General features: G+C 61.1%; 11 protein-coding genes. 3 read left to right on the top strand and 8 right to left on the bottom strand.

Features of this window, described 5'->3' with window-relative positions; all coding sequences use genetic code 11:
• Positions 1-226 precede the first annotated feature (226 nt).
• The 8 genes from odhB to ACP0KA_RS11715 all read right to left on the bottom strand — a co-directional run bounded on the left by odhB (position 227) and on the right by ACP0KA_RS11715 (position 10613).
• On the bottom strand, positions 227-1471 hold the full coding sequence (gene odhB / locus ACP0KA_RS11750; RefSeq protein WP_424628966.1) for a 2-oxoglutarate dehydrogenase complex dihydrolipoyllysine-residue succinyltransferase: 1245 nt from the start codon (positions 1469-1471) through the stop codon (positions 227-229).
• Positions 1472-1592: 121 nt separating this feature from the next.
• The gene (locus tag ACP0KA_RS11745; protein ID WP_424628965.1) at positions 1593-4544 is read right to left on the bottom strand and encodes a 2-oxoglutarate dehydrogenase E1 component; all 2952 of its coding nucleotides are present in this window, start codon (positions 4542-4544) and stop codon (positions 1593-1595) included.
• Positions 4545-4680: 136 nt separating this feature from the next.
• Entirely contained in the window at positions 4681-5565 is an 885-nt protein-coding gene (sucD, locus tag ACP0KA_RS11740) for a succinate--CoA ligase subunit alpha (protein ID WP_424628964.1), read from the bottom strand.
• Between the two features lie 4 nt (positions 5566-5569).
• Positions 5570-6766 carry an ADP-forming succinate--CoA ligase subunit beta gene (gene sucC, locus ACP0KA_RS11735; RefSeq protein WP_424628963.1) on the bottom strand — a complete coding sequence of 399 codons (1197 nt, stop codon included), beginning with the start codon at positions 6764-6766 and terminating at the stop codon, positions 5570-5572.
• Positions 6767-6857: 91 nt separating this feature from the next.
• Positions 6858-7826, bottom strand: a complete 969-nt coding sequence (mdh, locus tag ACP0KA_RS11730) for a malate dehydrogenase (RefSeq protein ID WP_424628962.1) — start codon at positions 7824-7826, stop codon at positions 6858-6860.
• Positions 7827-7969: 143 nt separating this feature from the next.
• On the bottom strand, positions 7970-9151 hold the full coding sequence (gene zapE / locus ACP0KA_RS11725) for a cell division protein ZapE (RefSeq protein WP_424628961.1): 1182 nt from the start codon (positions 9149-9151) through the stop codon (positions 7970-7972).
• Between the two features lie 123 nt (positions 9152-9274).
• Positions 9275-9811, bottom strand: a complete 537-nt coding sequence (thpR, locus tag ACP0KA_RS11720) for an RNA 2',3'-cyclic phosphodiesterase (RefSeq protein WP_424628960.1) — start codon at positions 9809-9811, stop codon at positions 9275-9277.
• A 106-nt stretch (positions 9812-9917) separates the two neighbouring features.
• On the bottom strand, positions 9918-10613 hold the full coding sequence (locus ACP0KA_RS11715; RefSeq protein WP_424628959.1) for an arylesterase: 696 nt from the start codon (positions 10611-10613) through the stop codon (positions 9918-9920).
• Here ACP0KA_RS11715 and ACP0KA_RS11710 point away from each other — a divergent pair.
• From ACP0KA_RS11710 to ACP0KA_RS11700, 3 genes are all read left to right on the top strand, one after another.
• Positions 10612-11358: an ABC transporter ATP-binding protein gene (locus ACP0KA_RS11710; protein WP_424628958.1), complete on the top strand. Its 747-nt coding sequence runs from the start codon at positions 10612-10614 to the stop codon at positions 11356-11358. The genes ACP0KA_RS11715 and ACP0KA_RS11710 overlap by 2 nt on opposite strands.
• Positions 11359-11375: 17 nt before the next feature.
• A complete protein-coding gene (locus tag ACP0KA_RS11705) occupies positions 11376-13925 on the top strand; it encodes an ABC transporter permease (protein ID WP_424628957.1) in 2550 nt (849 codons plus the stop codon).
• A 207-nt stretch (positions 13926-14132) separates the two neighbouring features.
• A complete protein-coding gene (locus ACP0KA_RS11700; protein ID WP_424628956.1) occupies positions 14133-14924 on the top strand; it encodes a Bax inhibitor-1/YccA family protein in 792 nt (263 codons plus the stop codon).
• Positions 14925-14982 lie beyond the last annotated feature (58 nt).

The raw sequence follows: 14982 nt of genomic DNA, 5'->3' as shown, positions 1-14982 counted from the left end.
TAATCTCGATGCCAACGGACTTCGCACTCACGACTCTGCCGTAATACTGGACCTGCGACTCCACGGTCTCTCCGTCCGACGCAAGATAAGTAATCCCCGTCAAAACCAACTGACCGACCAAGCCATCCGCTGCGTCCTGATCCCATTGAGGCCGGCTGCCATCGGGAGGTCCCGACGACAACCAAGGTGGACTAGCTTGAGTTTCGTCAGTCACAAAGCACCTTGATCAGAGATCCAGCACCAGTCGCGCTGGATCTTCCAGGCTTTCCTTGACGCGGACGAGGAACGTGACTGCTTCCTTGCCATCGATGACGCGGTGATCGTAGGACAGCGCGAGATACATCATCGGACGGATCTCGATCTTGCCGCCGACGGCCACCGGCCGCTCCTGGATCTTGTGCATGCCGAGGATGCCGGCCTGCGGCGCGTTCAGGATCGGCGTCGACATCAGCGAGCCGTAGACACCGCCGTTCGAGATGGTGAAGGTGCCGCCCTGCATGTCCTCGATCTTGAGCTGGCCGTCGCGCGCCTTCTTGCCGAAGTCCGCGATGCCCTTCTCGATGTCGGCGAGCGACTTGTGGTCGCATTCGCGCACCACCGGAACGACCAGACCCTTGTCGGTGCCGACCGCGACGCCGATGTGGTAGTAGTTCTTGTAAACCAGATCGCCGCCGTCGATTTCAGCGTTGACCGCCGGCACTTCCTTGAGCGCCTGCACGCAGGCCTTCACGAAGAAGCCCATGAAGCCGAGCTTCGTGGCGTGCTTCTTCTCGAACAGATCCTTGTAGTGGCCGCGCAGCGCCATCAGGTTGGTCATGTCGACCTCGTTGAAGGTCGTGAGCATGGCCGCAGTGTTCTGCACGTCCTTGAGACGGCGCGCGATGGTCTGGCGGAGCCGCGTCATCTTCACGCGTTCTTCACGCGCAGCATCGTCAGCCGGAGACGGCGCACGGACCTGAACCGCGGCCGGTTGGCTCACCGGCATCGGTGACGATGCAGCCTTCTCGATCGCGGCGAGCATGTCGCCCTTGGTCACGCGACCATCCTTGCCGGAGCCCGGCACGGTGGAGGCATCAACGCCGCTTTCAGCGGAGAGCTTGCGCACGGATGGCGCCTGCGGCGCGTCAGCTGGCGGAGATTTCTGTGCCGGGGCCGGCGCAGCCGCAGCGGGTGCCGCCTTCGGTGCTTCCGGAGCTTTCGCGGCAGGAGCTGCTGCAGCCGGCTTCGCGCCGCCCGCACCTTCCGTGATCTGACCGAGCAGCGCGCCAACTGCGACCGTCTCGCCATCCTTGGCAACGATCTCGCCAAGCGTGCCGGCAAACGGCGCCGGGACTTCGATGGTCACCTTGTCGGTTTCGAGCTCAACCAACGGTTCATCAACGGCCACCGCATCGCCGGGCTTCTTGAACCAGCGGCCAATGGTAGCCTCGGTGACGGACTCGCCGAGTGTCGGAACGCGAATTTCAGCCATTTTTTCTTCCTCTTGCGTCGTGAGCGGCGTGGCCCGCCGTCAGCGCTTCAAACAAATCAAAAGACGGGAACGAGAGATGCCGAAGAATTAGATGCCCGCGGAAGGCGCGGGCATCTGTTGATCAGCCGAGAGCTTCGTCGAGCAGCGCTTTGAGTTGCGCCAGGTGCTTCGACATCAGACCCGTCGCAGTCGCGGCGGCCGCGGCGCGGCCGGCGTAGCGTGGACGCTTGTGGGTCGCACCGATCTGGTTGAGCACCCATTCCAGGTACGGCTCGATGAAGTACCAGCCACCCATGTTGCGCGGCTCTTCCTGACACCACACCACTTCAGCCTTCTTGAAGCGCTCAAGCTCCTGCACCAGCGTCTTCAGCGGCACAGGATACAGCTGCTCGACACGCAGGATATACGTGTCGTCGATGCCGCGCTTCTCGCGCTCCTCAAACAGGTCATAGTAGACTTTGCCGGAGCAGATGATCACGCGACGGATCTTGTCGTCGGGAACGAGCTTGAGCTCGCCACCCTTCTCCGCATCATCGCGCAGCACGCGATGGAACGAGGTGTCCGATCCGAGTTCGTCGAGCTTCGACACCGCGCGCTTGTGGCGCAGCAGCGACTTCGGGGTCATCAGGATCAGCGGCTTGCGGATCTCGCGCTTCAGCTGACGACGCAGGATGTGGAAGTAGTTCGCAGGCGTCGTCAAATTGGCGACCTGCATGTTGTCTTCCGCGCACATCTGCAGGAAGCGCTCGAGACGGGCCGACGAATGCTCCGGTCCCTGGCCTTCGTAGCCGTGCGGCAGCAGACAGACCAAGCCGGACATGCGCAGCCACTTGCGCTCACCCGAGGAGATGAACTGGTCGAACACCACTTGTGCGCCATTGGCGAAATCGCCGAACTGCGCTTCCCACATCGACAGCGCGTTCGGTTCAGCCAGCGAATAGCCGTACTCGAAACCGAGCACCGCTTCTTCCGAGAGCAGCGAGTTGATGACCTCGTAGTGTCCCTGATTTTCGCCGAGATGGTTGAACGGCGTGTAACGGCTTTCGTCTTCCTGATCGAACAGCACCGTGTGGCGCTGCGAGAAGGTCCCGCGCTCGGAGTCCTGTCCCGACAGGCGGACGTTATGACCGTCCTGCATCAACGAACAGAACGCCAGGGCTTCACCGGTTGCCCAGTCGATGCCTTCGCCGTTCTCGATCGCCTTCAGGCGATTCTCCAGGAAGCGCTGCACCGTGCGGTGAACGCGGAAGCCATCCGGCACCTTGGTGATCTTGCGGCCGATCTCCTTGAGATCGTTGATCGCCACGCCGGTGTTACCGCGGCGCGGATCTTCACCCAGGTCCGCCGACTTGAAGCCTGCCCACTTGCCGTCGAGCCAGTCAGCCTTGTTCGGCTTGTAGCCGGAACCTGCTTCCAGTTCGGCATCGAGCCGTGCGCGCCAATCAGCCTTGGCCTTCTCGACTTCGCCTTCGGTCATGACGCCATCGCCGATCAGGCGCTTGGCGTAGATGTCGAGCGTCGACGGATGGGTCGCGATTTTCTTGTACATCACCGGCTGGGTGAAGCCGGGCTCGTCGCCTTCGTTGTGGCCGTGGCGACGGTAGCAGAACATGTCGATGACGACCGGCTTATGGAATTTCTGCCGGTATTCGATCGCCACCTTCGCGGCGAACACCACCGCTTCCGGATCGTCGCCGTTCACGTGGAAGATCGGCGCGTCGATCATCTTCGCCACATCCGACGGATACGGCGACGAGCGCGAGTAGCGCGGATAGGTCGTGAAGCCGATCTGATTGTTGACGATGAAGTGCAGCGAACCGCCGGTGCGATATCCCTTCAGATCCGACAGCGCGAAACATTCCGCCACAACGCCCTGGCCAGCAAACGCGGCGTCACCGTGCATCAGGACCGGCAGCACCGAGATGCGCTGATCCGGCGGATCACCGTTCTGGTCCTGCTTGGCGCGCACCTTGCCGAGCACCACCGGGTCGACGATTTCGAGGTGCGACGGGTTGGCGGTCAGCGAGAGGTGGATCTTGTTGCCGTCGAACTCACGGTCCGACGAAGCACCGAGGTGGTACTTCACGTCGCCCGAACCTTCGACCTCGTCGGGGTTGGCCGAACCACCCTTGAATTCATGGAACAGAGCGCGGTGCGGCTTGCCCATGACCTGGGTCAGAACGTTCAGGCGCCCGCGATGCGGCATGCCGACGACGATGTCCTTCACGCCGAGATTGCCGCCACGCTTGATGATCTGTTCCAGCGCCGGGATCAGCGCTTCAGCGCCATCGAGACCGAAGCGCTTGGTGCCGGTGAACTTGATGTCGCAGAATTTCTCGAAGCCTTCGGCTTCCACGAGCTTCATCAGGATCGCGCGGCGACCTTCACGGGTGAAGCTGATTTCCTTATCCGGACCCTCGATGCGCTCCTGGATCCAGGCCTTCTGGGCCGGATTGGAGATATGCATGAATTCAACGCCAACCGTCTGACAGTAAGTGCGCTGGCAGATCGCGACGATTTCGCGAAGCGTCCCGGTCTCCAGACCCAGCACATGATCGAGGAAAATCTTGCGGTCGAGGTCGGCGTCGGTGAAGCCGTAAGAGCGGGGATCGAGCTCTTCGTGATCCTTCTGGCCTTCGATGCCGAGCGGATCGAGATTGGCGTGGAAATGGCCGCGCATGCGGTAAGCGCGGATCAGCATCAGGGCGCGGACCGAATCACGCGTCGCCTGCTGCACATCGGCGGCGGTGAACCCGCTGCCGGGGACCTGCGCCTTGGCCGCGATCTTGCCACCGACGGCCTTCTCGACCTGGGCCCAGTTGCCATCGAGCGCTGACGTCAGATCGTCATTTGGGGTTGTGGGCCAGTTGGCCTTTTCCCAGGACGGGCCGGAGGCGTTCTTCTGAACATCCGCCGGCTGGTCCTTCAGGCTCTTGAAGAAGTCCGCCCACTCGACGTCGACCGAGGAAGGGTCGTTTTCGTAGCGGGCGTAGAGTTCGTCAATGTAGGTGGCGTTGGCGCCGTCGAGGAAGGAGGTAATTGCGAAATTTGCATTCGCGTCCTGGCGAGACATGTTCGCGTCCTGATTCTTGGCATCGCGCGGAAAAACCGGGAGAAATCGCCCGGTTTGAGCGGCGGCATCTTAGTTGGGCCGCACCTTTTACCCTATCTAGGGTAAAACTTCGCGCTGAAAAGAACGAAGGACTGAACTAGCCTTTCAATTTTTCGACAAGCGTCGTTCCGAGGCGAGCAGGCGACGGCGAGACGGTGATCCCAGCGGCTTCCATCGCTGCAATCTTGGACTCAGCATCACCCTTGCCGCCGGAGACGATCGCGCCGGCATGGCCCATACGGCGACCCGGAGGTGCAGTACGTCCGGCAATGAAGCCGACCATCGGCTTCTTGCGGCCGCGCTTGGCTTCGTCCTTGAGGAACTGCGCCGCCTCTTCTTCAGCCGCGCCACCAATTTCACCGATCATGATGATCGACTCAGTCTTGTCGTCGGCGAGGAACAATTCCAGCACGTCAATGAACTCGGTTCCCTTGACCGGGTCGCCGCCGATGCCGACGGCCGAGGTCTGGCCAAGGCCAGCCTGGGTGGTCTGGAACACGGCTTCATAGGTCAGGGTGCCGGAGCGCGACACGATGCCGACATTGCCGGGCTTGAAGATGTTCGCCGGCATGATGCCGATCTTGGATTCGCCGGCGGTGACGACGCCCGGGCAGTTCGGCCCGATCAGGCGCGACTTGGAGCCCGACAGCGAACGCTTCACCCGCACCATGTCGAGCACCGGAATGCCTTCGGTGATGCAGACGATCAGCGGGATCTCGGCATCGATGGCCTCGCAGATCGCGTCAGCCGCGCCTGGCGGCGGAACGTAGATCACGCTGGCGTCGGCGCCGGTCTTTTCGCGGGCCTCGGACACAGTATCGAAAACCGGCAAGTTAAGGTGCTTGGTGCCACCTTTGCCCGGCGATGTGCCGCCGACCATCTTGGTGCCATAGGCAATCGCTGCTTCCGAATGGAAGGTGCCGTTCTTGCCGGTGAAGCCCTGGCAGATGACTTTGGTGTTCTTGTCGATCAGGACGGACATCGGCTTACTTTCCCTTCACGGCGTTGACGATCTTCTGCGCGGCGTCGTCGAGGTCGTCGGCGGGCAGAACGTTGAGGCCGGATTCACGGATGATCTTCTTGCCTTCTTCGACATTGGTGCCCTCGAGGCGGACGACCAGAGGCACCTTGAGGCCGACTGCCTTCACTGCGGCAACCACACCAGCGGCAATGACATCACACTTCATGATTCCGCCGAAGATGTTGACGAGAATGCCCTTCACGTTGGGGTCAGCGGTGATGATCTTGAACGCCGCCGTCACCTTTTCTTCCGTCGCGCCGCCGCCGACGTCGAGGAAGTTGGCCGGGCTTTCGCCGTAGAGCTTGATGATGTCGAGGGTCGCCATCGCAAGACCCGCGCCATTCACCATGCAACCGATGGTGCCTTCGAGCGCGATGTAAGCGAGGTCATACTTGGAGGCTTCGATTTCCTTCGCATCCTCTTCCGTGGTGTCGCGTAGCGCGACGACGTCCGGATGGCGATACAGCGAGTTCGAATCGAACGAGATCTTGGCGTCCAGGCAGCGCAGGTTGCCGTCTTTGGTGATGATCAGCGGGTTGATCTCGAGCATCGCCATGTCCTTGGCGATGAAGGCTGCATAGAGCTGCGCGATCAGCTTTTCTGCCTGCTTGGCCAGATCACCCTTGAGACCCAGCGCCTGCGCAGCCGTGCGGCCGTGATGCGCCATCACGCCGGTGGCGGGATCGACCGAGAAGGTGACGATCTTCTCGGGGGTATCGTGAGCGACCTTCTCGATGTCCATGCCGCCTTCGGTGGAGACGACGAAAGCAACTTCAGACGTTTCGCGATCGACCAGAGCCGAGAGATAGAACTCCTTCTCGATGTCGGAGCCTTCTTCGATGTAGAGACGGTTGACCTGCTTGCCGGCCGGGCCGGTCTGCACCGTCACCAGCGTCGCGCCGAGCATCTGCTGTGCGAACTGCTTTACCTCATCGACAGACTTGGCGAGGCGGACGCCACCCTTGTCGCCGGCCGATGCTTCTTTGAATTTGCCCTTGCCGCGGCCACCGGCATGGATCTGGCTCTTCACCACCCACAACGGACCGCCGAGTTCTTTCGCTGCAGCTTCAGCTTCCGACGCCTTCAGGATCGGCACGCCGCGTGACACGGGCACGCCGAATTCCTTCAGCACCGCTTTGGCCTGATATTCATGGATATTCATGGATCGCCTCTGAGGATTTTGGGGCGCGATCCGGAGAGAGACTTCCCACCAGATCGCGCTCAATCAGACAAACAGTGCTGAAGTGAGTGCCTTACTTGCCGAGAAGATCGGGAGCGATCTTCTTGCAGGCGTCGACCAGGCCCTGCACGGCGCCGACGGACTTGTCGAAGCCTTCACGGTCCTTGCCGGCCAGTTCGATCTCGACAACGCGCTCGACGCCCTTCGCTCCGATCACAACCGGAACGCCGACATACATGTCCTTCACGCCGTATTCGCCGTTGAGATACGCAGCGCAAGGCAGCACGCGCTTCTTGTCGCGCAGATAGCTTTCCGCCATCGCGATCGCGGAAGCGGCTGGCGCGTAGAAGGCCGAACCGGTCTTGAGCAGATTGACGATCTCGGCGCCGCCGTTGCGGGTGCGGTCGACGATCTCGTCGATGCGAGCCTGCGAGGTCCAGCCCATCTTCACGAGATCAGGCAGCGGAATGCCGGCCACCGTCGAATACTTGGTCAGCGGCACCATGGTGTCGCCGTGGCCACCGAGCACGAACGCGGTGACGTCTTCGACCGACACATTGAATTCGTCAGCGAGGAAATAACGGAAGCGGGACGAGTCCAGCACGCCGGCCATGCCGACGACCTTCTTGTGAGGCAGTCCGCAGGCCTTCTGTAGCGCCCAGACCATGGCGTCGAGCGGGTTGGTGATGCAGATCACGAAGGCGTCGGGGGCGTACTTCTTGATGCCCGCGCCGACCTGCTCCATGACCTTGAGATTGATGCTGAGAAGGTCATCGCGGCTCATGCCCGGCTTGCGGGGGACGCCGGCGGTGACGATCACGACCTTGGCGCCGTCGATGGCTTCATAGGAGTTTGCGCCGGAGAAGTTGGCGTCGAAGCCGTCGACCGGGGACGACTGCGCGATGTCGAGGGACTTACCCTGCGGAATGCCTTCCGCGATATCGAACATGACCACGTCGCCCAACTCTTTCAGGCCAACGAGATGTGCGAGTGTGCCACCAATCTGACCTGAGCCAATCAACGCAATCTTGTCACGTGCCATGGGAAATCTGTCCTTTGAAGTCGACGTTGGGAAGGAGGGAAAGTCTGGATGGCTGGTTAGACCTTTCGCGGGACGCGTTCAAGTCGCCCCACGCTCAATAAAGCGGCTCAAGGGCCCGGCGCGCGATTCCGCCGGCCCCGACATCAGGTCTCAACCAGGCCGGTCGTCGAGCCGCTGGCGGTCGAATCGCTGCGGCCGTGGGGCAGCGCAAGATACGATTCGGAGCCCATTTCGATCAGTCGCGACGCGGTTCGCTTGAATTCGTTCGCCTCGATGCCTTCGGTCGCACTGTAGAGCGACAGCGGATCGACGTCGGCGGACGCCATCAGCTTCACGGCATTGTCGTAAAGCGTATCGATCAGCGTGATGAATCGCTTGGCGATATTGCGATGCTCGTAGGCCATCGCCGGAATCCGGTCGATGATCAACGTATGGTAGTCGCGCGCAAGCCGCAGATAATCCGACGCCCCAAGCGGCTTCTCGCACAAATCCGCAAACGTGAAGCGCGCAACGCCGTGCGCCGAATGCGGGACGTGGAGAACCCGCCCTTTGATCGTGATATCGCGTGGCCTGGTGGCAGCACCGCCAGTGAGCTTGACCCAGGCCTGATCGAGGGTTGCCTTGGCCGTGTCATCCGCGGGCACCAGCCACATTTTGATGCCGGCAAGCTTTTCCAGACGGAAATCGGTTCGCGCATCGAGCCGCAACACATCCATCCGTGACTTGAATTGCTCGATGAAAGGCAGGAACAACGCCCGGTTGAGACCGCCCTTGTAGAGATCGTCGGGCGCAACGTTCGACGTCGCAACCACCACCGTGCCCAGCTCGAACAACCGCGAAAACAGCCGGCCGAGGATCATCGCGTCCGCAATATCGGTGACGTGAAATTCATCGAAGCACAGCAGCCACGCCTCATCGAAGATCGAATTGGCCGCGAGCCGCACCGGATCGCTGTCGGAGATCTCCTCGCGCTCGATCTTCTGGCGAAAGCCATGAATGCGCTCATGAACGTCGGCCATGAATTCATGGAAATGCGCGCGGCGTTTGTGGGCGACGGAGCTGTCGTTGAAAAACAGATCCATCAGCATGGTCTTGCCACGACCCACTTCGCCATGAACGTAGAGACCGCGGACAGGCGCCGCGTCCTTGTCGGCGAATAAGCGTTGCAGCAGTCCGCCGCGCCCCGGCTTGTAGCCTGCGAGGCGCGCCTCAAGCGCCGAAAAAGCCTCGACGGCCTGGGCCTGGGCCGGATCGGCCTCGATTGTCCCAGCGGCAACGAGAGCTTGATAATGCCTGCGGAAGGAGGCGGGCGTCGGAGCGTTCATGACCCGCTAACGGCCTCAACGCCACGAAAAATGCAAGACTACAAAGAGCCGAAACCGCGGAATCGCGGTCTCGCCAGATGGGACGCGGCCTGCAATAGCCGATTTTTACTGAGCCAATGTTCTCTATGCACTCAGCGCATAGGGGGCTTCGACAACGTAGGGGCCGCCACCCACCGATGTTCGGGAGGAGAACAGAACAAAGCGCGAGGCCATGAAAGTGCGCTTCGGGAAATAGCCGCGCAGCGACAGGTAATCCGCAACATCCCGGTCGGACGCATCCCGCAACCGCGCCAACGTCACGTGGGGAATGAATTTGCGTCCTTCAGGATCGAGCCCGAAGCGCTGCATCAGGCGTTCGAGCTCCGATTGCAGTTCCATCAGCGGCCGGCTTGGTACAACGCATGCCACCACGGCGCGCGGCTTCTTGCCGCCGAAGCTCTGCAGGCCTTGCAGCTCGACCTCGAACGGCTTGCGATTGATTCGGAACAGGGTGGACGCGATTTCGTTTGCCGCCAGACCGTCGATATCGCCGATAAAGCGCAACGTCACATGGTAGTTTTCAGGATCGATCCAGCGCGCGCCCGGCAATCCGCCGCGCAGACTCGAAAGCTTCTCACTAATGTCGGAGGGAATTTCCAGTCCGGTGAACAAACGTGGCATCACAGGTCTCCTCGATGCTGAAGAGGATCACGAATCACCCGTCATCATTTTTACCGCAGTGCCATGACAGTGCGAAGCGACCATCACGGGAACGGCAAAAATCCTTTCAGCTCGGCCCACGATCCTTCAGAAAGGCCTCAACGGTGGGCAGAATGCGCTGAACGACCACGTCCACGCCGGCGGCGGTTGGATGCAGGCCATCGGGCTGGGTCAGTTTTGCGTCACCGGCAACGCCGTCCAGAAAGAATGGATACAGCGGAACACCGTAGGCTTTCGCAAGATCCGGATAAATGCCGTTGAACTTCGTACCGTAGTCCGCGCCGAGGTTTGGCGGCGCATACATGCCGCACAACAAGACAGCGATGTTCCGCGCCTTCAGTCTTTTCAGGATGTCGTCGAGGGCCGCACGGGTCGTCGCCGGATCTACACCACGCAGCGCGTCGTTGGCGCCAAGCTCGACAATCACAGCTTCCGTCCCCTCGGGAATGGACCAGTCGAGGCGATCGCGCCCGCCTGTCGCGGTATCGCCCGACACGCCGGCATTCAGGACGTCCGCCGCGATCCCTTTATCCTGCAGGGCTTTCTGCAAGCGAACGGGGAAGGCCGCCGACGCCGGCAACCCGTAGCCGGCCGTCAATGAATCGCCGAGAACTGCCAACTTGATCGGCTTCACATTTTTGACATCGGAGGTTTGTGCCTGCGCCGGCCCCGACATCGCCATCATTATCCCCGCCGCTGCGACCATGAGCACACGCACAAGCCTCTCGACCACGCGGCCCCGCGCCCCATATGACATATCCATGGACAATTTCATTGCACCCCCGTCGCCCGCGGGCGAAACATCCGACACCATTGCTGTTTCAGGCGTTAACCTTTCACTTGGAAGCGGCGCCGCGCGCGTTCACATCCTGAAGGACATAAGCCTGAGCGTTGCTTCCGGCGAAACCGTCGGCCTGATCGGCCCCTCCGGCTCCGGAAAATCGACCCTCCTCATGGTCATGGCGGGATTAGAGCGTCCTGACAGCGGAAAGGTGGTGGTCAATGGAATTTCTTTCAATGACCTCGATGAAGATGACCTTGCCCGCTTTCGCGGGCGGCATGTCGGCATCGTCTTTCAATCGTTTCATCTGATTCCGACCATGACGGCGCTGGAGAACGTTGCTGTTCCGCTGGAGCTTGCCGGCCGGACGGATGCATCCATCCGTGCCGCCAAAGAGCTGGCAGACGTTGGCCTCGGCGAACGCTTGCACCACTATCCGGCGCAACTGTCCGGCGGCGAACAGCAACGCGTCGCACTGGCGCGTGCGCTTGCACCTGACCCTGCCATCCTGGTCGCGGACGAACCGACCGGCAATCTCGATGAAACCACAGGCAAACAGATCGTCGACCTGTTATTCGCCAAGCATCTCGAGCGCGGTATGACGCTGGTCCTGGTCACGCACGATATCAATCTGGCGCAACGCTGCGATCGCGTGATCCGGCTGCGGTCGGGCCGCATCGATGGAGCGGCAACTGACATGCAGCGGATAAAGACGGCGTCCCTGTGACAGCGGCAAGCACGTCAATGACAGCTCATCACATGTTGGGCCTCGCACTCCGTTACGCGGTGCGCGAATTGCGCAGCGGTTTACGGGGCTTCTACGTTTTCATTGCCTGCATCGCCTTGGGAGTGATGGCCATCGCCGGCGTGGGCTCGGTTGCCGGAAGCCTCAGCGAAGGGCTCGCGCATCAGGGCCGCACCTTGCTCGGCGGCGACCTCTCCTTCGCATTGATTCAACGCGAAGCAACCCCGCAAGAGCGCAGCTTTCTTGACGCACATGGTCAGGTCTCCTCCGCGGCATTCCTGCGCGCCATGGCGCGATCGAGCAGCGGTGAATTTGCGCTGATCGATTTGAAGGCGGTCGACAGCAGCTATCCGATGCTCGGTGAGCTGTCGTTGACGCCGCAGATGCCGGTTCATGATTTGCTGGCGCAGCGTGACGGTACATTCGGGGCCGGTGCCGATCCGATTTTGCTGGCCCGTCTTGGTTTGAAGGTTGGTGACAGGGTCACCGTCGGAAACGCCACCTTCCAGATTCGCAGCGCCGTCGAGGCGGAGCCTGACAAGCTTGCGGCCGGCGTCGGCCTGGGACCGCGCTTCCTCGTCAGCGAAGACGCCTTGCGGGCAACGGGTCTGTTGCAGCCCGGCTCACTGGTGCGTTGGGTCTATCGCGTCCGCCTGCCAGATAACGCAAATACGGAGCTTGCGTCCCAGAGCCTCACGGACGAAGCGCAGAAAGCTTTGCCCGAAGCAGGTTGGGAAATCCGCAGCCGCAGCAACGCGTCACCGCAGCTCGAGCGCAACATCACACGGTTCACGCAATTTCTGACGCTGGTCGGCCTGGCCGCACTCCTGGTCGGCGGTGTCGGCGTTGCCAATGCCGTCAAAAGCCATCTCGACCGCAGGCGTGATGTGGTCGCAACGTTCAAGGCGCTCGGTGCAACCGGACGCGAGGTCTTCATCATTTATCTGACACAGGTGATGATCCTTGCGGCTGTCGGATCACTGATCGGACTCGTAATCGGCGCTGCATTGCCGTTTATCATCGTCGGCGTGTTTGGGAATATCCTGCCGCTGCCGGTCGATCCGACATTCCATCCCGGTGAACTCGCACTGTCGTTTGTTTACGGCCTTCTCACCGCCCTCGCCTTCGGACTGTGGCCGCTGTCTCAAGTTCACGATGTACCGGTGGCGACGTTGTTTCGCGAAAGTGTTGCCTCTGAATTTCACTGGCCGCGGCGGCGCTATCTCGCTTTCATGGCGGGTGTGATTGCACTTCTGGTCGCGATCGCAATTGGTCTGGCCTACGACAAGCGCGTCGCGACGGTCTTTGTCGTCTCATCGATCGGCGTTTTCATTGTTCTGCGCGGAACAGCATTTGCGCTGATGGCCTTGGCGCGGCGCCTGCCGCGCCCGCGCCTGACCATGCTGCGGCTGGCGATCACGAACATTCACCGCCCCGGCGCTTTAACGCCATCGGTGGTGATCTCACTCGGACTTGGCCTCGCGGTGCTGGTGACGGTGACCCAGATCGACGGCAATCTTCGCCGGCAGTTTGCCGCGTCATTGCCGGAGCATGCACCGTCCTTCTATTTCATCGACATTCCCTCGGCCCAGGCTGGAAATTTCACGAATTTCCTGAAAGAGAAAGCACCCAACGCCAACGTCGAATCCGTACCGATGTTGCGCGGACGTATCGTGGCAGCCAACGGCGTGAGAGCCGAAGAACTCAAGCCCGGCGTTGATGTCGCCTGGGTCCTTCAGAGCGACCGTGGTCTGACTTACGCCACCGATGTGCCACGCGGCTCGAAGGTGGTGGAAGGAAAATGGTGGGACGCCGATTACAGCGGACCGCCGCTGGTCTCGCTTGAGAAGAAGATCGCCGAAGGACTCCACCTCAAGATTGGCGATGACATTACCGTGAACGTCCTCGGCCGCGACATCACCGCCAAGATCGGCAACTTGCGGAATGTGGACTGGCAGAGTCTCGGCATCAATTTCGTCCTGGTCTATTCGCCGAAAACCTTCACCGGCGCGCCGCATACCGACCTTGCAACTTTGACGGAGCTCAACTCCAGCACCGAGACCGACGCCAAACTGGTCAAGGCGGTTGCGGCGGCCTTTCCCAATGTGACCAGCGTCCGGGTCCGCGAGGCCCTCGAGTCCGTCGGAAAAGTTGTCACAAATCTCATCCTCGCCATTCGCGGGGCCAGTCTGGTGACATTGATTTCAGCGCTTCTGGTCCTGGGCGGGGCGCTGGCAGCCGGCCATCGGCATCGCGTTTATGATGCGGTGATCCTGAAAACACTCGGTGCGACACGCGTGCGGCTGATGGGCGCGTATGCACTCGAATACCTCATCATCGGCCTTGCGACCGCCATCTTCGGGGTCGCTGTGGGCTCGATCGCCGCCTGGCAGATCGTGACACGTCTGATGACGTTGAGCTTTGTCTGGCAGGCCGGAAGCGCGGCCATCGTGGTCGTGGCGGCTCTTGCCGTGACGGTCGGTCTCGGGCTCGCGGGAACATTACTTGCCCTTAACCAAAAACCAGCGACCGTGCTACGTAACTTATGACAATATGTAGCAGGCGCATGCTGGTTTTGCGACATTCAGCCGCGCGCCCAAGCTTGCGTCGTGTGTGTTAATTTCCCACATACCGAGCGGGTTCGGAATTCGGCTTGATGCCATCACGGAATGGTCTATCAATTCGGTCTCCGGGAAGGACTCACAGCTGACGGCGCAGACCCTTCGCTTTCGTCAGTCAACCAAGAGGTTTCGACAATGTCGGACTTGGACCGTAATTATGCTTCTCCGTTCGGCCGGGCCGCCGGGCGCGCTGATGCCGCGACCGTGGATGCGGGCCTGCGCTCGTACATGCTCAAGATCTACAACTATATGGCGATCGGCCTGGCCATCACCGGCTTTGCCGCCCTTGGCGTCTACATGGGCGCGGTGACGCCTGATGCTGCCGGCGCCGCCGGCAGGATCGGCAGCACCTATTTGACGTCGTTCGGCGTGGCCATGTTCGTCAGCCCGCTGAAGTGGGTATTCATCCTTGCGCCGCTCGTGATGGTGTTCGCCATTTCGTTCGGCATCAACCGCCTGCGCCCCGCGACAGCCCAGATGCTGTTCTGGGTGTTCGCGGCGCTGATGGGTATCTCGCTGTCGTCGATCTTCCTCGTCTACACCCACTCCTCGATCGTGCGGGTGTTCTTCATCACGGCGGCTTCGTTCGGTGCGCTGAGCCTCTACGGCTACACCACCAAGCGTGACATGACGGGAATGGGCTCGTTCCTGATGATGGGCCTGTTCGGCATCATCATCGCGAGCCTGGTGAACATCTTCGTGGCAAGCTCGATGCTGCAGTTCGTGGTGTCGGTGGTTGGCGTGCTGGTGTTCGCGGGCCTCACCGCCTGGGATACGCAACGCCTGAAGAACGACTACATCTACGGCTACGCCGGCCAGGGCGGCGACATCGCGGAGCGTGCAGCAATCACCGGCGCACTCTCGCTTTACCTGAACTTCATCAACCTGTTCACGCTGCTGCTGCAGCTGCTCGGACAGCGCGATTAATCAGGATCGATCGATTTTCGGAAAGCCCCGGCCAAAAGCCGGGGCTTTTGTTTTGCGG

The organism is Bradyrhizobium sp. SYSU BS000235, assembly GCF_049747295.1.
GTDB lineage: Bacteria > Pseudomonadota > Alphaproteobacteria > Rhizobiales > Xanthobacteraceae > Afipia.
This window is presented reverse-complemented; position numbering and strand designations above follow the sequence as displayed.